Raw genomic sequence first — 19,278 nt, forward strand, 5'->3', positions numbered from 1 at the left:
AGTGATTAAAACCATTTCCAAAAATGAAATGTTAGAATTTTGTTTCATTGACGTTGTTTTTTCAGCTTGCACATAACGGCTCCGTGTATGGTTTCGTTGCGTGAATTTAGCGATTAAGTTGGCAAGTACAAAACGGCGAGGAAATTCCGAAGGAATTTCCGTTGTAAGCCTTTACTAGCAATGAACTATACACATTGTTGTAAAACGTTTTTTCTTCACAATTCAATCGCTAGATTTTTTCTCTTTGTAGTATTTCCAAAACATTGGTCTTCTGTTTATAAACCAACCTCTATCTGACCTAATAATTGAACCGATGTTTAATTTGCCAATATATTCCCCATTTGTGAAATCAATCACAAAGTTATCGGTTTTTAAGGCATCTATTGGACCTTGGTAACTTATAGCAGAATATTCAACATTATTCCAATCCGTCAGACCATATGATTTTGCAGTTGCCATTATAACGTCAAAAGAATTCATCATTTTTGGGTGGTTACTCATAAATGATTTTAAATTACTAGGGTTCATTTCTAGTTTGTCTATAAAGAATTTTACTTCGTGTTCGGTAGAAATTAGACTATTATACAATTCTTTATCATTGTTTTGTAAAGCGAATAAAATAGTTTTGCTTAAATCTTCAGGTGTTTTATTTCCAGCATTTTCTAAAGAATTAGGACTTGAATTGCAGTTAAAAATCAATATTAAAATTGAAGTCAACAGTGAAATTTTGGTAATAGTGAATTTTCTCATTTTCTATTGGTTTCTGGGTTCGGTCAAAATGTTTTACAACGTTGTTGTATAAGATTAGAAGTTGCGTGTTTTAAACACCTTATTTAGCAAATACGAACCGAGTAGAAAATCCGCGAGGATTTTCGTAAGTAGGCTTGTACTAGCAATTAATTTTATACGGTGTTGGCAAATCGGTTTTTTTAATTCCATTCTACATCCAATTTTTCCAATTCCGCATTTAATTCCGAAAGCGATTTTTCTGCGATAATTTTTGTGTCAATTGTGAATTTTCTTAAATCCGTTTTCAGAATATACTTTTTCGATTTTTTTTCAATCCGTTTTATTTCCGACATTTTTAATGGTTTGTGAAATAAAGAGTTTTTTGAAATCACTCCATTTTCCAAAGTCAGATATTGTTTCTTTTTTCGGTAAAAAAGGACAAAAACAAAAATAATAGCTAATATTAAAAACCACGTATTTGTCCATTCAAATTGTTCAGGTTCAAATATTTTAAATAAACCCATGATAACCCAAACAATTCCAAAGAACAGCCATATGGTTTGTCTTTCTCGTTTGTTTTTAAATTCTACTGTCATTGAGTTAATTCAATTTTTGTTAGTTCGGTTAACTGTTTGCCAACGGTTACGTATATGGAAAGTTGTGTGTTTGTGTGCGAGGATTTTCCGAAGGAAAATCAGAAGCTAGCAAACAAAGCAACTCACATTGGTTAAGCACAAAATAGCAATTTTTTATATACTATGTTGTACGCTGTGATTTTGTTCAATACTGTCAATGACATATATTTTCTTCTCAAAGTAAATTTTATGTCCAATAATGCTATCAATTTTTTGTCCGCTTTCGTCTTTTGAAAAAGGTCCGAAAGAATATTGTTGATAATAGCCTCTCAAATATTTTTCTCCTACTGTATCAAAGTAAAGTCCAATGACTGCTAGTTTATTAAAATCAGCACCTTTGAACCATTTTTGATTGATTGAATCAATTGATAAATCATTAAATTCGGCAAATTTAACTTCTTTTTCGTTTGAGAAATCGTAATTATAATTTGCGCTGTCTTTTGCAATAAATGCTCTTACATGAGAAGGTTGGTCTCTGATTACTGACGAAAAAACTTCGACATATCCTCTGATTGGTTCGTTTAATTTTATTGTATCTCTATTAAAAAAAACAATGTCATAAATTGTATTTCTAAAAGGGATAGTGTCATTTATAAACTCAGCTTGTTTATAAATTGAATCTTGAGTTCTCCATGCAATTGTATCTCCTTTTTTATTTAGGTTCCAAGCTCGATTTGCTCTTGATTTTCCGTTTAACGTGAACCATTCTCGAATTTCTCGTAAGTCAGAATCTCGGTCATATAATTCCCAATTTCCGAATTTTTGGTTTTCCTTATATTGTTTTCCTTTTTTAAATAGAATTCCATTATCATAGAAATAATAAACACTATCAGAGTCCATCAAATGAACTATTTTCTTGAAAATTACTTTTGGATTGTTTGGATAATACTCAATCGTTTCGTTTCGCTTTAATTCAGTCGAATTTTGTTTACAAGCTATAATTGTAAAAGTTAAAATGAATATTGTAAGTAGGTTTTTCATCATTGCGTACAACGTTCATGTATAATATTAGTTGCGTATTTAAGCTACTAATTTAGCAAATACAAACCGAATAGAAAATCCGCAAGGATTTTCGAAAGTAAGCTTGCACTAGCAATTAATTTTATACGGTGTTAGCACAAGTTTATAGTCCAAATAGCACACCAATATTCCCATTCAAATTTTGATTAGCTCTCCAACCAATACCACGTTTTAATCCAGAATCAATTGGAGTCATTCCAAATTGTCCGCCCAAATCAATAGTGATTTTTAAATTGTTTTTTAATTTGTATATAGCTCCAATCCCACCAGAAAGCCCTGAATCATATGGCTTGAATTCATCTTTATTATTCTTAATATCTTTTTCACCCATTGTATGTTCATTAAAATATTCTTTTGTAGCCGACATTAGCCGACCTCCATACATACCAAAATTTAAAAAACCTTGTAAATTTCCTTTGCCTAATCTCCATTCAGCCATAAGAGGCATTACTAAATAGTTTAATTTTTGTGTTAAAAGCCCTCTGCCAAAATCGACTTTAATCAAAATACCTTTGCCTTCATATTTTAGCTTTGATTTAAGAGCCCAATTTCTAGAAAAGTTGTATTTGCCTACAACTCCAAATGACGCTCTTTTCATAGCAGAACCTTTTACATATTTAGCCTCAATATATCGATAATCACTAATATTTAATCCAATCTCAGGACCTATTTCAATTTTTGAGTTTTGAGCAACAATATTAAAAAAAGAAAGAAGAAATATTAGTTGCAAGATTATTTTTGTCATTTAATTTGAGGTTATTTATAATTTGTGCTAACGTTTAGTATATGGCAAGTAGGGCAGTAGAAAGCGATGAACTTTCGGGTTTACACCGAGCCAAAACGTTGTATTTTGTTTTTAATTTATTCATTCTTAAAAGCCAAATCAACGATTTGGCGGTGTTTGTAAATAGCACTGAACTTTCTTAAACTACCGAACGCCCTATTTGCTATATACATTGTTAGGTGCTTTTTATTTCCTTAACTATCATTCGGTATTTCCTTGTATTCCAGTCAAGTGAAAGCCTCTGAAGGAATATTAATTGACCATATTCATCCATATTATTCATTCTCTCAGATTTAGTAAGCCATAGCTCATAGAACTCATCAAATTCAGTCTCATTGAATTCTGGCAATTTGGAAGTTGATATGTCCCAATATCTTTGAAATTCAGATGCAGGAATTTCTAATTCACTGTAATTACTAATTTTCATCAACTCCAATAATTTCTCCAGTTCATTGTCATTATTTAATGATACTGTTTGAAAGTCAGGAAATGAATCAACGAATTTGTCAAGTTCATTAAAATCAGCTAGGTCAAAGTTGTCCGAGGCAATAAAGTTGTAATTTTCCATTAGTTTTCATTTTCAAGCCTCATAAGAAATATGTTAGAGGGGTTAAAGTCTCTAAAAACCATATAAAGAAGATCTCCTGAATAATTTTTCTTTACTTCATCAATATTTTTAAAGAGTATTTGTTCATATTTCTCATTTAAAAATTCAGTAATAGGTTCGGTAGCAGGATAGTCGAACTTAAAAGGATCAAACCTTAAAAGTTCATCTCCAGAATTTCTGGTGAAGTAGATATAATTTATAAGGTCGTTTTTAGAACCTATCCAAATATTTTCATTTTGGGTAAGTTTAAATTCTGAGTCTTTTTCTCCACTTTTAACTATGACTTTTTGCTCAAGCAGATTACTTACTCTGTCTCCAAGTTTGACAGGAGTATTATTGTCTTCTTCGTCCCAAACAAAAAATCTTCTTTCGATCATCATAGTAATTGCACCTAACGGTCACGTATAAGATTAGTTGCGTGGTTAAGCAACTAATTTAGCAAATACAAACCAAATAGAAAATCCGCGAGGATTTTCGTAGGTAGACAAGTACCAAGCAATTAATTTTATACAATGTTGTACTTAGTGATTTTTTCTATTTATTAATTCAATTACTTTTTTTCCGAGTACAAAATCATCAGTTATTTCTTTTTTTCCTTTGTAATCAACCTTTTCGTGAACAAATTCAGTTAAGATTAATTTCTTATTTTCAAATTTCCAATTGAACTGTTTGTAGTCATTTTGTTTTGAATTGGTAAATGTTATCACATCTAAATTTTTATGAGGATGAAGAGTTCCAAAATAATTTCTCACTTCATATTTGTCAAATCCGGTAAAGTTTATCAAGTCTCCATTTTTTTTAAAAGTTATAATTTCTTTGTTTTTCTTATTTTCATAAACTCCCGAAATAAGATTTTCATTAAAGTATTTCGTTATATTACTGCTAATTTTATGAACTCTATCTTTGTCTTCAAGTAAGTTTTTTAAATCATTTCTTTTTCTGAAAATATATGTGGTCGAATCTATAATATCTTGATTCGGAAATTGTTTTAGGTGTAATTCATTACTTTTTTTGAATAACGCATATTTTCCACTGAAAGAATTAAATACAGCTAAGGTGTCAGAATTAAAATTTAGTTTTTCTTCCAACTCTATAATTGAGCCATAACTTATTAAGGAATCATTTTTTATTTCCAATAAAATAGCAAACCAAGTTGGTGCTGGAATTCGATATTTGGCTATTTCTTTGTCAGCAAGTATATTATCAAAATAGTTGTTTAATCCCCAAACACCGTCTAAGTTAGAATCCAGTGTTTTAGATTCAACTTTATCGGTTGAAATAGTATTTTCTAATTCAGGAATTTTCTTTTTTTGGTTTGTGTTACATCCTAAAAAAGCACAAATTATTAATATAGTAATGGTGTTTCTCATCATTAAGTACAACGTTCAGGCTATAGTTAGTGCGGGAATTAAAAGTACTGAACTTTCGATTAAGCACTTAGCCAAAACTTTTTATTTTGTTTTATCTTTTTATTTATAAAGCCAAATCAAAAGATTTGGGGGACTTGGTTCAAAGAACTAAACTTTGGGTTAAGCACCAAAACCCGTATTAACTATAGTCATTGTTAGCTCTCGTTATTTATTTGTACATCCATTCCAAAGAGTCCTTTATGGATTGGTCTTGCTCTTCTTTTTTCCATTGTTCCAGAAAATCAACAAACTCATTTTTCTTCTTTTTACCCTCTCTAAAAATCATATCAAGAACTCTATCACGAACCTTTTTATTTCGATCTTGATAAAGCATTTCATAAATGTTTTTTCTTTCCTGAAAGTCAAATTTTCCGTCTTCCAAAATCAATAACGCTGTTTCTCTCACGAAGCCGCTACTGTCTTCAGTCATTCTTACGACAAATTCCTTGATTTTAGGAAAATGAAAAGTCAATTCCTCTATTATTTGAATAATCGGTTCCCAAGTTTTTTTACTGCCAGATTTAAGAGACTTGACAATACTGTCATAGTCCGAATTTTCTATTTGACTCAATTTAATAGCGTTGTATTTAATTTTTTTGACTTGCATTATTGATTCAATGTCATTTTCCAGTTTTTCCAAGTTCGGTTTAAGGTACCAAGTGGTTAAGTAGTGTCTGGTCAATTTCTCTTCATTTTCTAATTCATAAGAGGAAACCGAATTAAATAATATTCCTTTTCGGTATTTTTTCCATAAAAACCTTCTTGTGAAGAAAAGTTTTGGATACTTAAAGAGTTCATAGAAGAAGATAAATATTCTTCCTATAATCTTCAATATCATTGGTGTTTTTTTCATTCAGTTTTAATGAGAGCTAGCGGACTTGTGTATGAAACGTAGCGTGCAAAAAGACACTAACTTTTCGGGTTAACACAGAGCCGAATTTTTATATTTTGTTTTTAATTTTTCTCTTTTTAAAAGCCAAATTAAAAATTTGGCGGACTTTTTAAATATACACAAACCTTTCGGTTTAGCTCTTATTAGCTATGTTTTATACACCGTGTTATCTACTTTTTATTCGGATTAAATTCTTCATCCACTTTAATATTACTTGAACATTTCACTTTCATAGGATAGAGTTCATTCAAGGCTAATTTATTTTTTAATTCAATTTCTTCCTCTTCATTCATATCAGAGTGATGTATATTTAATCCAATAAATTCTCCGTCAACATAAAGAGAGTAATTTTGGATTCCACTATATTCTGTGAATTCTATATATCCGTCAATCATCTTTTTGTTTGGGAGTTCAAATTGGGCATAATATCTAGTAAACATATATGGAGTAACTTCTTTTGTCGGAAAAGATTTAAACCAATATTCGTCAGACCAATCAACTTCTTTTAATTTGGATTCAACTTCTTTTCTATTATAACCTTCTTCCTCAATAAAGTCAATTTCATCCCCAGAGTAATATTGAACCCAAATATTATGATTTATAAAATCCTTAAGAGTTAAATCATCTATATGTTTAAGTTCAAATTTCATTTTTTTTGTAATTGTAGATAACGTCCACAGCTATGGTTAGTGCGGAAGTTAAAAGTAATGAATTTCCGACTGACACTTAGCCAAAACTTTTTATTTTGTTTTATCTTTTTTAGTCTAAAGCCAAATCAAAAGATTTGGCGGTGTTGGCGGATATGCGAGCTTTATATCTTAAGCAACAAACCCGCATTAATTATAGGTAATGTTGGCAATAGTTTTTATTCTTTTTCCTTTCATAATACCAAGGCTTTCAATTTCATTACTTTTATATATTCTATAAATCCTTATTGGCAATGTGTCATTTGGTGGTTTAGGGAAACTGTCGTATGTTTTTGAAATTTCATCTTTAATTGTTCCCACTAAAGAATTCGTGATTGTAGAATCAGCAATTGTTTTATCAGCAAAAACCCTTAGATGAAACCTTACGCCTTTAAACATATCTATTTCAGGTCTATATGTAGGCTTTATACTATCAATAAATGTTTTAAAATCGGACTCTAAATTATTTAAGTTTTTAGAGAGTTCTGTCCGTCCAACAACTTTATTGTTTGAATATCCTATAAACACCTTAAGCCCATAAATTGCATCAGTTTTAATAATGTCAATTGAATTATCTTGTGGTAGAGAAAATTCAATTTTATACCGTTTATTTAGATATTCAATATAGTCGTTTGCTCTTAACAGACCGAATTGATGCTCTCCAAACGGATTCACTAATTTTCCAAAAAGAGAATCGTTGTTTTTTGAAAGCTTATAATGCACAATAATTTTATCTGGAATTCTTTTCAAGTTTCCTGTTGAATCCCTGATCAAAAAGGGATAATCAAATTCAATTTTTGAGTTATTAGCTTTCCATTCAACTTTTTCAAATGGGTCTACTTTTATTATAAGACTGTCGGGATAAAAATGCATCCAACTATTTCCATTGTTTTCAGTTTCGTACCATCTTCCATTTAGACTTTTTTCAGATGAGTTTTGTCCACAAGAAACAAGTGAAATAATAATCAAAAATTTTAGTTTATAAATTAGTTTTTTCAAATTATTGCCAACGGTTAGTATAAGAAACGTAGGGCAGGTGATAAGCCATACGTTTCGAGTTGGTAATCAGCCAAATATAATATTTTGCTTTTATCTTTTTTGTTGAAAATGCCAAATTTTATATTTGGCGACTTTATAAATAATCCCAGCCTTTTAAATTAAACCTAAACTGCCCTATGTTTTTTATACCTTGTTGTGCTTTGGCTATTTTTCACTCGTAATGTCAAATTTGATAGCTCCTTTTTTATATTCAATGATTCTTTCTTTATCTCTATTGTTCAGGTTATTAAATTCTAAAGAGGTTAACTCTTCTCCATATTCGTTATTTTCTCCAGTTTTATTTATTAAAACTATTTCTGGCTTAGAGTTTAAGCCAATTAAAGTTAAATTCAAATAGTTCCCTTTTTCAATTTTTCCAGATTTTAAAACTCCAATTACTTGAAATTTTTCTTTTCTGTTTAAAATTGATTTCTTTCTTTCAAGAAAAGATTCAATAACAAAACTACCAACTCTTATATAATGCCATTTCTCCCCACAGTTTTTGCATTGCCTGCTTTGAGGTGTGATTGTTAATTCTCCACATTTAGGACATTTATTTAAATATAAATTTTCACGTTCTTCAATTAGAATTCTTTCAGCTATTTGAAATCTCAATTTTTCAAATCCTAATTCGGTTAATTTTAAAGCTTCATTATCTTCGGTAAAATAACCTCTCGTTTTAAAAGCTTTTTCCATTTCTTTTCTTCCTCTTGATTTAGCAAGCATAATTAAATGACGATGAGCGAGCCTTTCTTTCTCAGTCATTAAGTTTGGAAAGTAATTAAGGATATATCTTATTTTTTCTTTGTCAAGTTCCATTGTTTGGGATTGAATCTTATTGCTGAAGCACAACGTTCGGTATAAGAAACGTAGGGCAATTGATAAGCGATACGTTTCGGTTTGGTACTAAGCCAAATATAATATTTTGCTTTTATCTTTTTTGTTGAAAATGCCAAATTTTATATTTGGCGACTTTGTAAATAAACACCAGCTTTAAAGTTAAGCCTAAACCACCCTATGTTTTTTATACATTGTTACCTGCTGGCTTTATTTAGACATTATTAATTCAGAATTAGAATCAAATATGTTTGGGTCTTTGCATTTTAGAATCAATTTCATTGAGTTTTCCAAATCCAAAGTTATTCTACTATTATTCAAATCAGGTTCACAGAATATTCGACTAATAGTTTGACCTTTTAAATCAAATTTATCTGTGTAATCAATAAAATCATAAGAATCATCCTCGGTGTCTATTTCATCCCAGTTTTCCCAAAACCCATATCCTGCATCCAAAAAGAATTGATGCCAATTTCTCTTTTCTACTTTAAGATAGATAAGGATTGGTTCTTTCGTTTCAGGATTTTCACATACAATTAGTTGTTCTATTTTTAATCCGTTAAACTCGTCAAATTCAAACTCTGAATCTTGATATAATCTTCCTCTTGGTTCTTTAGTCATAACTTTTTGTTAAACCATTTATTTCCACAATATCTGCATTGTTGTGCTTTTGGAGTTCTAGCTAGTTTTCCACAATTTGAGCAATTATTTAGAATATTAGGATTGTCTTTTAATATGCGTTTTGCTATTCTTTCTTCTGCAAGAGTTTTTCCTAAAGAGGCTAAGTCATTTACTTTTTTGTCTTGAAATCCGTAAAGTAATTCCATTTTGTATTCAACTAATGCATTTTTTCGTGTTACTGTTTCTCCGTGTTCTGTTAATCCTAATCTCATTAATACTTTGATTTCTTCTTTAAGCATCCAATCTCGGCATTGTTCTAGTAAGTACTTTTTTAATTCGGATTCCATTTGAGTTTTTCAGCTTGCAGGTAACGTCCACAGCTATGGTTAGTGCGGGAGTTAAAAGTAATGAATTTCCTATTATGCACTTAGCCAAAACTTTTTATTTTGTTTTATCTTTTAGTTCTAAAGCCAAATCAAAAGATTTGGCGGTGTTGGCGAATATGCGAAGTTTACATCTTAAGCAACAAACCCGCATTAATTATAGGTAATGTTACCTACAGTTATTTATTCCGTTTAATAGCAAAAATTAAAGTCGAATTCGGTAAAACACTTATTGATTTTCTATAAGGATTCTTTAATCTAATTTCTTTAGTAATTCGTATTATAAGATATTCAGCATTTTTTTCAGATTCATAAGAGTATTCAAGCCCGTTTATGATTAGGTCGCAAGCTCCATCAATTAAAGACAATTCGTAAAACTGTCCCTTAAATTCAATTCCGAATGAGTTAGCAGAACCGTAAGTCTGATACTTTATTTCCGTTTTTCCACTTGTGGTTTTTCCAATGTATTTTTTGTAACTCAAGTCATAAACTTCGTGTTCATCTTTTTCGATTTCCAATTTTCCATAACTACCTTGAAAGTCTAAAAGTGATTTCTTGTTTTCAGAGTCTTTTACAATTAAAATTCCATTTAAAGTTCCACTAAAACTTCCAGTCTCTAAATCTTGAAAAACAGAGTCAAATCCGTTTCCATCAATTGCGTATTCGGAATATTGTTGTCCAAAACATTGCAAAGAGATAAATATTAAGAGTGATGCAAGTAATGTTCGTGATTTTGTCATAATTGTAGGTAACGTTTATGTGTAAGGATAGTTGCGTGTGCATGCAACTAGCATACTAAAAATGGAACGAACCAGAGGAAAATCCGCAGGATTTTCCGAGTAGGCGAGAACCAAGCAATTATTTTTACACGGTGTTAGCCACTGTGTTTTTTATTCAGTCGTAAATTCTTTTATGTGTTCACGAATATATTTAATTCGTAAATCACTAATACTTTCTGTATTTCCTAATTCGTAAAATTCATCATCAAGCTTGTTCAAAGGATTGTCTTTATAGGATTCGCTAAAACTTTCCATTGTTCCGTCATCAAATTCGGCAAGACGTTCTTTATTTTCCGCATAAATTTTGTTCGCACGAGAAGTTAATTCCGCATACTTTTCCGCTCCAATTGTTTTAAATCCGATTTCCGCCATTTTTGCATACTGTCCACTCGAATTAAAATAGAACTGATTAAATCCACCATTATTTACTTCTCCTTCTATTATCCAAGTCGACCAAAAACCTTGTTGTCCATTAGTCAGTTTTTGGATATTTGCAAGTTCATTTTCGTAATCGCCTCCAATTATTTCGTAAATATTATCGAAAACAGATTGTTCAAGTTTGTCATCAGGAATAGAATCCAATATTTCTTTAGTCAGAACTTTATAGATTTTCCTGTTTTTCCAATCGTCTACAGAATTTAATATTTTTTCAACCTCAAGGTCATATTCGGATTTCTCTTTTTCCTTTTTGCATCCGAAAAAACTTAATATGGAAGATAGAATCATTATCGTTATAATCTTTTTGCTCATTGGTGGCTTACATTGTGGCTTACATTGTGGCTAACGTTTACGTATAAGAATAGTGCGGTTTTGTGTCCGAGGATTTTCCGTAGGAAAATCAGAGTGACCAAATACGCACTATCCTTTTGATTTAGGGTTAAACTTAAGCATTATTTTTATACATTGTTGTGCAACGTTTTTTAATATTCTTTTTCTTTTTTTATTTCTCCGTTGTCATAATAAGTTGTCCAAACTCCATTTTTATTTCCGTTAACTCTTAGACCTTCTTTATATAAATAAGGTATCCCTAGTTTACTTGAGCATCTGTAAATAGAAGTCCATGTGTTGAATTTCATATGGTCTTGAGATTCAAAAAACTCAATCAGCGTTTTTGCATTTGAGTCGATTTTCGTAGTTACATATTCCTCAACCTTATTTCCTTTTCGGTCAAAGACCTTCATCGTTTTCATGTTTCCATAATTATCCAAAAAATACTGATGAGCAATTTGTCCGTTTTTATAATATTGAACCATTTCTCCAGTTCTGGTTGAATATTTTTCAGAATCATGCTCATATGTTGTCCAACACATAGTCCACCATACGTTCCTGTTTTTGTAAAATACCGTGTCCTTTTTACAACTAACTTGTTCTAAATTTTTTACTAATTCTAAAAACCTATCCGTATGTTGAGCATAGGAAGAATAACCTATTAAAAGTAAAATTATGATTGCTAAAATGCTTTTCATTCAAATGTTGTACAACAATAGTATAAAGAACATATGTTCTTTATACACCCAAATATAGGATATATATAACATATGTTATATATATATTATATGTGTACTAAGATAATAAATCTTTTACCCATGCAGAAGGGTTTAGAGGAGCCATTATAAAACCTATTTAAATGAATATTTAGGCATCTTATTTTAACGAATAAGGCTTCCTATTAGTACTTATTCCGTTTTCTTAGTTTTTTGACATTTTTAATCATTTTTCCAAAGTCTTTGTCTTTCTTTCTCTTTTCTTCAACACTTGATTCAAAAAAAGCCCGTTCTTTTTCCATTTTTTGAAAATTGGCATAGGAGCCTGAATCAATATCCCCATTTTCAACAGCGTTTAATATCGCACAACCTTTTTCATTGATATGCGTACAGTTTTTGAATTTACAATTTTGAGTTAATTCAATAATGTCATCGAAAGTCATTTCAAGCCCTGCGGAAACATTAGTAATACCAACTTCACGCATTCCAGGATTGTCGATTAAAACCCCACCATGTTCCAGTACAATTAATTCTCTGTGAGTTGTCACGTGTTTTCCTCTGTCTATACGCTCACTAATAGCACCTGTATTCATTAATTCTTTGCCCATAAGTAGATTTAAAAGTGTTGACTTTCCTACGCCAGAAGAACCTAATAAGCAATAGGTTTTACCCTTATTTATCATGGCTTTTATGTTATCCAAACCTATTTTAGATTGATTGCTAATGGCTATGACAGAAACATCTTTGATTCGCTTTTTTATATCATTAAGAAACGCGTTTAATGTTAATTCATCTATTAAATCTATCTTGCTCAAAACAATAATAGGCTCGACGTTGGAAGTGTTACAAATAGTTAAGTACCTTTCTAAACGATTTATGTTGAAGTCCCTATTTACAGATTGAACAATTAAGCCATAATCTATATTTGTAGCAATTATTTGGGGCTGAGCATATTTTCCAACGGCCTGTCGCTCAATAATAGAATGTCTGGGGTAAATGGCATGTATCAAGGCTTTTCCTGCGTCATATTCAGAAAAGGCTACCCAATCTCCAACAGCTGGTAAATCATATCTGTTTTCTGCGGTAAATCTTAAATTGCCGATAAGTTCAGCGTCAAATTCTTTACTAGCAGTTTTTACAATATATCTGTCTTTATGTTCTAATATAACACGACCAACATCAAACGAATCGATGTTTTGTTCTTTTCGATAGGCTTCTAAGGTTTTATTGTACCCTAAATCCTGAAGTGAGATTGTAACCATCTTAATTTATTGTTTTTTCATTCGTAGTACTTTTTGATTAGTACCTTCTTGAATATATTCTTTAAAAATCTTAAACCCGTGCTTTTCGTAAAATGGTTTTCCAATTTTATTTTCATTAAAGACTTCAACTTCTAATTCCTTATGAAATTGATTAATATGGTTAACTAGTAATGTTCCAATGCCTTTAGAATGATGATTTGGGTGTACAAATAACCCACCAATTTCATTTTCTATCATGGATATAAACCCTATAATAATATTGGATTCTTCATAAACCCAAGTATTAGAATTTGGAAGATATGTTTCTGTCATTGCCTTTTTCACTATTTGAGTAAATGCACTATCTAAAAAAGGGTGTGCTAATGTTGAAGAAAGTTCCCATATTTGAATAAGGGTAGGGATTTCTTTTTCGTTATATTTTCTAATCATTATCAATTTTAATTAATTCAAAAATGTATGTATTTGTTAATGAGTTCTTGTTTTATCATATCTAAAGGATATTCATCAAATACAGTAAGGTAGTTTAGTGAGATTCCATCAATTTCTGCAATGAACACATAACTAAGTAGCGTACTTTTTTCTAGCGAAATCTGATCAAAAATATTTTTTACAGAGTTAAGTAAAATAGAGGCTCTTTTTTCTATTTGTTCTTTTAAAATCTGTCTGGTTGTTGGCTGAAACATAATATTTAAATTGAGTTGAAAAAAGGTCTTGTCACATTCTAGTTGATAAAAAATAGTCTCTATTAGTTGTACCAATTGAAGTTTTGGTTCTTGAGAAGATTTTGATTTTGCATTCATCTCAATCATTTTATCTGTAACATTTGTGAAAATTTCTATCAAAATAGATTCTTTTGATTTAAAATGATGATATACGAGTCCTTTAGACACATTAGCTTCAAGGCAGATATTAGCCATTGATGTATTTTCAAAACCTTTTTCAGCAAATAGTTTGGTTGCTGCTTCAATGACTTTATTTTTTTTATTACTCATAAATATAATGCAAAACCGACTGTTCGGTTTGTAAATATATAGAATTATTTTGAACTGGACGATTTCTAATTCTATAATGTTTAAAGAGAAAGTGGTTTAATTAAGTTTTTATAAAATTTTCGCTGAGGTAATTTCATCTTAAAACACTATAAAAATACGATATAATCAAAATATGAGCTGTATTTTATGATATGATAAATATCATAGTTATTTAGCTGAGTATATGATAATTTTATGCTAGTAATTAATGATACTTGGTTATCAATAAATATTAGGGTCATGGAAGCTAAAAAGAATCCAAAATTAGAAATAAATAGAAATAGTAGTATCTATTTTGCTATAGGTCTTAATTTGATGTTACTCTTTTCTTGGCAAGTTTTAGAATATAAAACTTATGAAAAAGATGATGTTGTTATAGATCTTTTAGAAGTGGAAAGTGAGTTTGAAGAGGAAATTCCTATTGTTAATGTGAATACACCACCGCCACCGCCACCGCCAGTAGCCGTTCAGCAATCTATTCAAATAATAGATGATGTTGAAGAAATAGAAGAAACTGTTATTGAAAGTACAGAAACGTCACAGGAAGAAGCTATTCGAGATATCGTAGAAGTAAGCGATGTTGAAGTAGAAGAAGTAGAGGAAGAAGTACAAGTTGCGTTTGCTGTTATTGAGAATGTACCTGTTTTTCCTGGATGTGAAGGGCGACCTAAAAAAAAGATGAAGGATTGTTTTCAACAAAAGATGCAAGAACATGTAGTTAATAATTTTAAATACCCAGAAGCAGCATTGGAATTGGGGATACAAGGACGCGTATCTGTAATATTCATTATAGATTCTAAAGGGCATATAACAGGTATAAGATCTAGAGGTCCAGATAAAATTTTAGAAACAGAAGCTGAACGAATTATAGGATTATTACCTAAGATGAAACCAGGAACTCAACGAGGTAAACCCGTAAAAGTATCTTACGCAGTACCAATATTCTTCAAGTTTAATGAAGGTTAAGGTTTGTTAATAGTTATTATATTAGTGTGAGAACAAGAGATATTTTATATCTCTTGTTCTTTTTATAGTGAACCCATCTTGACTTTTTCTATTTCCTGAAACCTGCCTGCCGGCAGGCATGCATGGCTAAAATTCGCCCATATTTCGTTACTTTTTTTATCCGTAGCTATACTATGCCTTTCAAAAAGCGTCTCGTCTGGACAAATTTTATCTCATTTTCGGTTAAACACTAAAAGTCAAGATGAGTTCAGTGTTAAAATGTAAATCAATTTTAGAGTTTAACATTTCATCTGGAAAAAATTACAGTTCGGTAAGTCCGTTTTTAAAAATAGAGGTTAGCATGAGATATTTGCTTTATAATTAAAACTATAAATACGAATACATGAAACATCTAATCATTATTACAGTACTATTAGTTTCGGGATTTATACATTCTCAAACTAATTACGAAAAGGGTATGCAAAAAGCTTTTGGACTTTGGGGGAACAATAACCCAACTGAAGCATCAAATATGTTTGAACGCATTGCAAATGCTGAACCAGATAATTGGTTGCCACCTTATTATGCAGCACAAATTAATATTGTAAGTAGTTTTGGAGAAAAAGACAAAGAGAAACTTACAGCACAGCTAAAAAAAGCACAAGATTTAATTAATGACGCTACCGCTATTTCAAAAGACAACCCAGAAATTATAGTATTACAAGCATTATTACATACTGCTTGGGTTGCTTTTGATGGTGCGACATATGGTATGACCTTGTCTGGAAAAGTAGTTGAATTATATACAAAAGCAGCACAAATTGCACCTGAAAACCCAAGAGTTGTTTATTGTAAAGCAGAGTGGGATATGGGAAGTGCTAGTTTTTTTGGTCAAGACACAACACCATTTTGTAAAGATTTAGAGAGAGCCATAGAACTTTTTGCTAACTTTAAACCAGAAACATCATTTCATCCTAATTGGGGTAAAGAACGTGCGATTCAAATATTAGAGTCTTGCGGAAAATAAACTAAATAGAATCAAAAAAATATGACAAAATCGGTTAAAAATATCATTATAGTGTTTGTTATTGGATGCGCCATCTTTGTAATAGATAATTTTCTTTCAGAGGGGTTTGAATTTGATAGCATCAATGATTTTTTAATTGATTTTGTTTTTTATCAGTTGTATTCTTTCGTGCTTGGATATTCCAACATGTATTTCTTCAATTATTTTAATCACCTTAATTGGAAAAAAGGAGATACTGTAAAACAGGTTATTTTGGGGATTTTTGGATCTACTCTAATGACATTAATGGGCTTGTTTATTTTGAGAATGCTTACGTCATTAACTCTTGAAGGCAGGTCTTTTTATGAGTTTATCGAAAATGAAACGCTTAAATCTTATCAATTCGGATTGTGGATAACCTTAACTATTGTTACCATTTTTCACATTATTTATTTTTATAATAAATACCAGCAAAATAGAATAAAAGAGCAAAAGGTCATAGCCGGAACTGCGAGTGCTAAGTTTGATGCCTTAAAGAATCAGTTAGACCCGCATTTTTTGTTTAATAGCTTAAATGTACTAACCAGTTTAATAGAAGAAAACCCTGATAATGCCCAAAAGTTTACAACTTCTTTATCTAAAGTATATCGTTATGTTTTAGAACAAAAGGATAAGGAATTGATAACCGTTGATGAAGAATTACAATTCGCAAAGACCTACATGTCTTTACTCAAAATGCGTTTTGAAGACAGTATCATTTTCGATATGCCGGAAAAAGCATCAAACCCAGAAAGTAAAGTGGTGCCATTATCATTACAACTACTTTTAGAAAATGCGGTGAAGCATAATATGGTAACATCTGGTAAACCGTTACATATAAAGATTTATGAAGACGGGCATAATTTGGTTATCGAAAATAATTTACAACTAAAACAAATAGTAAAAAAGAGTAGTGGTGTAGGTCTTAGTAATATTAAACAGCGCTACGATTTATTAACGAATAAAAAAGTAAACATTATTAAAGAAGCAAATAGTTTTGCTGTAGCTATACCTATGCTTACAAAACAAATTATAGTTATGAGATCACAAATACAACCAGAAATAGACGATAGTTATGTACGTGCACGTAAGCATGTAGAAGAACTCAAGGGGTTTTATTATAGCCTAATATCATATTGTTTAGTCATTCCGTTTTTAATATTTATAAACTATCGAACGTCATGGGGTTTTCAATGGTTTTGGTTTCCTATGTTTGGTTGGGGTATAGGTTTAGCTATTCATGCTTTTAGAGTTTTTGTAAACGATGCAGCTTTTGGCAGAGACTGGGAAAAACGTAAAATTGAAAAATATATGCGTGAGGAAAAAGATAATAAACATTGGAATTAAATAAAAGAAATTATGAAAAGATTACCAGATTCTGAAGTGGACAGTAAATATTTAAGAGCACGAAAAAGGGTTGAAGACCTTAAAGAGTTTTACTATCATTTAATAGCCTATTGCTTAGTTATACCCTTTTTAGTTTTTGTTAATTATAGAACTCATTGGGACTTTCAATGGTTTTGGTTTCCAATGGCAGGTTGGGGCATTGGTTTGGGTTTTCATGCTTATAATGTGTTTGTAAACAATGGTGTTTTGGGACGCAAATGGGAAGAAAAAAAGATACAAGAGTTTATGGAAGAAGAAGAAGAAAAAATGCGTTGGGGCTAAATTCAAAAGAAAATGAAAAATAGAGATTATAATTATTCATCAGAAGAATATAAAAAGGAAGATGCTTATTTAAGAGCTCAAAAAAGGCTAAAGGAGCTTAAAGGTTTTTACTGGCATGCCTTCTGGTATGCAGTAGTTAACATATTTATTTTTATTATGATTGCTATAAACGCCAATGATGGTAATATTTGGCACTTTGGGACATTTTCCACGCCGCTTTTTTGGGGCATTGGTCTGGGCTTTCATGCTATGGGTGTATTTGGTAAAAACTTATTCTTTAGTAAAAAGTGGGAAGAACGCAAGATTAATGAGTTTCTGAATAAAGATAAAAAACGTTGGGAGTAAATAAGTTATTTCTATCTAGTTTCGTTTTTTACTCTATTAATATGTCACATAGAGTTTGTGTAAGTGAAGTCAGGAATTCACAATTAAAAGAAACAACATTAAAACGCTTCAATAGCAAACACGATAATAAACAAATTTATATAAAGAAATGAATGTAATCATTATTGAAGACGAGAAACCATCAGCAAGGCGTCTACAACGTATGTTGAAAACCTTAAATATGGAAGCTCAAACCATGTTGCATTCTGTTGAAGAGTCAATAAAGTGGTTTGAAGATAACAAACATCCCGATTTAATTTTTCTCGATATTCAATTAAGCGATGGCTTATCATTCGAAATTTTTGAATCTATTGAAATTAAAAGTGCCGTTATTTTCACTACAGCTTATGATGAGTATGCACTACAAGCCTTTAAGTTAAATAGCATAGATTATTTGTTGAAACCTATTGATGAAGATGATTTAGCAATCGCAGTAAAAAAATATCAAGAACGTTTACCACAAAAACAGGCTGTGACTTTAGATTTTAACGATATAAAAAAACTTTTAGTAAACCCGATAGATCGTGAATATAAAAAACGCTTTTCGGTAAAAGTAGGGCAGCATTTAAAACTTATTAATATTGATGATATTGAGTGTTTTTACAGTGAAAATAAAGGCACCTATTTATACACAACCGAGGGGAGAAATTATCTTTTAGACACCACGCTGGAGTATCTGGAAAATGAATTAGAACCTCAAACTTTTTTTCGTATTAATAGAAAATTCTTTGTAAACATTAATGCTATAAAAGATATGGTAAGCTATACCAACTCACGTTTACAAATAAAACTAAACGCGTATAACGAACAAGAAGTTATTGTAGCTCGTGAGCGTGTTAAAGATTTTAGAGCTTGGTTGGAGTAGTTGGTGTAATCTATAGTTCTTAAATACGGTCAACTAAGTGTTCTTGAATTTGACTGAAAATTATTAGAAATGGGAAAGGTAAAAGAGCATTAAGGATTCTTACCTTATCAGTAAATATGGAAAACCCAAATTTTGGTTTCCTAATTAATAATGTTGAAACTGGGCTTAACTAAT

At 30.7% G+C, this 19,278-nt stretch carries 25 protein-coding genes; 6 read left to right on the top strand and 19 right to left on the bottom strand.

Annotated features, from left to right (window positions below):
- Positions 1-222 precede the first annotated feature (222 nt).
- The 19 genes from Q4Q47_RS22795 to Q4Q47_RS22885 all read right to left on the bottom strand — a co-directional run bounded on the left by Q4Q47_RS22795 (position 223) and on the right by Q4Q47_RS22885 (position 14,158).
- Entirely contained in the window at positions 223-750 is a 528-nt protein-coding gene (locus Q4Q47_RS22795) for a hypothetical protein (RefSeq protein ID WP_303309035.1), read from the bottom strand.
- A gap of 179 nt (positions 751-929) precedes the next feature.
- Complete coding sequence (locus Q4Q47_RS22800) at positions 930-1,325, bottom strand: hypothetical protein (protein WP_303309036.1); 396 nt, start codon at positions 1,323-1,325, stop codon at positions 930-932.
- A 153-nt stretch (positions 1,326-1,478) separates the two neighbouring features.
- Positions 1,479-2,348, bottom strand: a complete 870-nt coding sequence (locus tag Q4Q47_RS22805; RefSeq protein WP_303309037.1) for a hypothetical protein — start codon at positions 2,346-2,348, stop codon at positions 1,479-1,481.
- Positions 2,349-2,487: 139 nt separating this feature from the next.
- Positions 2,488-3,129 carry a porin family protein gene (locus Q4Q47_RS22810; RefSeq protein WP_303309038.1) on the bottom strand — a complete coding sequence of 214 codons (642 nt, stop codon included), beginning with the start codon at positions 3,127-3,129 and terminating at the stop codon, positions 2,488-2,490.
- Between the two features lie 214 nt (positions 3,130-3,343).
- Positions 3,344-3,736: a hypothetical protein gene (locus tag Q4Q47_RS22815; protein ID WP_303309039.1), complete on the bottom strand. Its 393-nt coding sequence runs from the start codon at positions 3,734-3,736 to the stop codon at positions 3,344-3,346.
- Positions 3,736-4,155 carry a hypothetical protein gene (locus tag Q4Q47_RS22820; RefSeq protein WP_303309040.1) on the bottom strand — a complete coding sequence of 140 codons (420 nt, stop codon included), beginning with the start codon at positions 4,153-4,155 and terminating at the stop codon, positions 3,736-3,738. Before Q4Q47_RS22820 ends, Q4Q47_RS22815 begins: the two co-directional genes overlap by 1 nt.
- A 141-nt stretch (positions 4,156-4,296) precedes the next feature.
- Positions 4,297-5,148 (bottom strand): hypothetical protein, encoded by an 852-nt coding sequence (locus Q4Q47_RS22825; RefSeq protein WP_303309041.1) that lies wholly within the window; start codon positions 5,146-5,148, stop codon positions 4,297-4,299.
- Positions 5,149-5,353: 205 nt separating this feature from the next.
- Entirely contained in the window at positions 5,354-6,037 is a 684-nt protein-coding gene (locus Q4Q47_RS22830) for a hypothetical protein (protein ID WP_303309042.1), read from the bottom strand.
- Between the two features lie 209 nt (positions 6,038-6,246).
- The gene (locus Q4Q47_RS22835) at positions 6,247-6,726 is read right to left on the bottom strand and encodes a hypothetical protein (RefSeq protein WP_303309043.1); all 480 of its coding nucleotides are present in this window, start codon (positions 6,724-6,726) and stop codon (positions 6,247-6,249) included.
- A 186-nt stretch (positions 6,727-6,912) separates the two neighbouring features.
- Positions 6,913-7,731 (bottom strand): hypothetical protein, encoded by an 819-nt coding sequence (locus Q4Q47_RS22840; RefSeq protein WP_303309044.1) that lies wholly within the window; start codon positions 7,729-7,731, stop codon positions 6,913-6,915.
- Between the two features lie 234 nt (positions 7,732-7,965).
- On the bottom strand, positions 7,966-8,619 hold the full coding sequence (locus tag Q4Q47_RS22845; RefSeq protein ID WP_303309045.1) for a zinc ribbon domain-containing protein: 654 nt from the start codon (positions 8,617-8,619) through the stop codon (positions 7,966-7,968).
- Between the two features lie 228 nt (positions 8,620-8,847).
- Positions 8,848-9,258: a hypothetical protein gene (locus Q4Q47_RS22850; RefSeq protein ID WP_303309046.1), complete on the bottom strand. Its 411-nt coding sequence runs from the start codon at positions 9,256-9,258 to the stop codon at positions 8,848-8,850.
- Positions 9,255-9,605: a hypothetical protein gene (locus tag Q4Q47_RS22855; RefSeq protein ID WP_303309047.1), complete on the bottom strand. Its 351-nt coding sequence runs from the start codon at positions 9,603-9,605 to the stop codon at positions 9,255-9,257. The genes Q4Q47_RS22850 and Q4Q47_RS22855 overlap by 4 nt, the downstream gene beginning before the upstream one ends.
- A 215-nt stretch (positions 9,606-9,820) precedes the next feature.
- Positions 9,821-10,381 carry a hypothetical protein gene (locus Q4Q47_RS22860; RefSeq protein WP_303309048.1) on the bottom strand — a complete coding sequence of 187 codons (561 nt, stop codon included), beginning with the start codon at positions 10,379-10,381 and terminating at the stop codon, positions 9,821-9,823.
- A gap of 150 nt (positions 10,382-10,531) precedes the next feature.
- Positions 10,532-11,170 (bottom strand): DMP19 family protein, encoded by a 639-nt coding sequence (locus Q4Q47_RS22865; protein WP_303309049.1) that lies wholly within the window; start codon positions 11,168-11,170, stop codon positions 10,532-10,534.
- A gap of 170 nt (positions 11,171-11,340) precedes the next feature.
- Positions 11,341-11,886, bottom strand: a complete 546-nt coding sequence (locus tag Q4Q47_RS22870) for a hypothetical protein (RefSeq protein WP_303309050.1) — start codon at positions 11,884-11,886, stop codon at positions 11,341-11,343.
- A gap of 203 nt (positions 11,887-12,089) precedes the next feature.
- Positions 12,090-13,166 carry a ribosome small subunit-dependent GTPase A gene (rsgA, locus tag Q4Q47_RS22875; protein WP_303309051.1) on the bottom strand — a complete coding sequence of 359 codons (1,077 nt, stop codon included), beginning with the start codon at positions 13,164-13,166 and terminating at the stop codon, positions 12,090-12,092.
- Positions 13,167-13,172: 6 nt separating this feature from the next.
- On the bottom strand, positions 13,173-13,595 hold the full coding sequence (locus Q4Q47_RS22880) for a GNAT family N-acetyltransferase (RefSeq protein WP_303309052.1): 423 nt from the start codon (positions 13,593-13,595) through the stop codon (positions 13,173-13,175).
- 17 nt (positions 13,596-13,612) lie between these two features.
- The gene (locus Q4Q47_RS22885; RefSeq protein ID WP_303309053.1) at positions 13,613-14,158 is read right to left on the bottom strand and encodes a TetR/AcrR family transcriptional regulator; all 546 of its coding nucleotides are present in this window, start codon (positions 14,156-14,158) and stop codon (positions 13,613-13,615) included.
- Positions 14,159-14,437: 279 nt separating this feature from the next.
- Between Q4Q47_RS22885 and Q4Q47_RS22890 the strand changes: the two genes are divergently transcribed.
- From Q4Q47_RS22890 to Q4Q47_RS22915, 6 genes are all read left to right on the top strand, one after another.
- Positions 14,438-15,163, top strand: coding sequence for an energy transducer TonB (locus Q4Q47_RS22890; protein ID WP_303309182.1), 726 nt, complete (start codon positions 14,438-14,440; stop codon positions 15,161-15,163).
- A gap of 382 nt (positions 15,164-15,545) precedes the next feature.
- Positions 15,546-16,169 (top strand): hypothetical protein, encoded by a 624-nt coding sequence (locus tag Q4Q47_RS22895; protein ID WP_303309054.1) that lies wholly within the window; start codon positions 15,546-15,548, stop codon positions 16,167-16,169.
- A 21-nt stretch (positions 16,170-16,190) separates the two neighbouring features.
- The gene (locus Q4Q47_RS22900; protein ID WP_303309055.1) at positions 16,191-17,534 is read left to right on the top strand and encodes a 2TM domain-containing protein; all 1,344 of its coding nucleotides are present in this window, start codon (positions 16,191-16,193) and stop codon (positions 17,532-17,534) included.
- A 12-nt stretch (positions 17,535-17,546) separates the two neighbouring features.
- On the top strand, positions 17,547-17,855 hold the full coding sequence (locus Q4Q47_RS22905) for a 2TM domain-containing protein (protein WP_303309056.1): 309 nt from the start codon (positions 17,547-17,549) through the stop codon (positions 17,853-17,855).
- A gap of 12 nt (positions 17,856-17,867) precedes the next feature.
- On the top strand, positions 17,868-18,200 hold the full coding sequence (locus Q4Q47_RS22910) for a 2TM domain-containing protein (RefSeq protein ID WP_303309057.1): 333 nt from the start codon (positions 17,868-17,870) through the stop codon (positions 18,198-18,200).
- A gap of 148 nt (positions 18,201-18,348) precedes the next feature.
- Positions 18,349-19,104 carry a LytR/AlgR family response regulator transcription factor gene (locus tag Q4Q47_RS22915; RefSeq protein WP_303309058.1) on the top strand — a complete coding sequence of 252 codons (756 nt, stop codon included), beginning with the start codon at positions 18,349-18,351 and terminating at the stop codon, positions 19,102-19,104.
- Positions 19,105-19,278: the final 174 nt, after the last annotated feature.

The sequence above is a fragment of the Flavivirga spongiicola genome, from assembly GCF_030540825.1.
GTDB classification, from domain to species: Bacteria; Bacteroidota; Bacteroidia; order Flavobacteriales; family Flavobacteriaceae; genus Flavivirga; species Flavivirga spongiicola.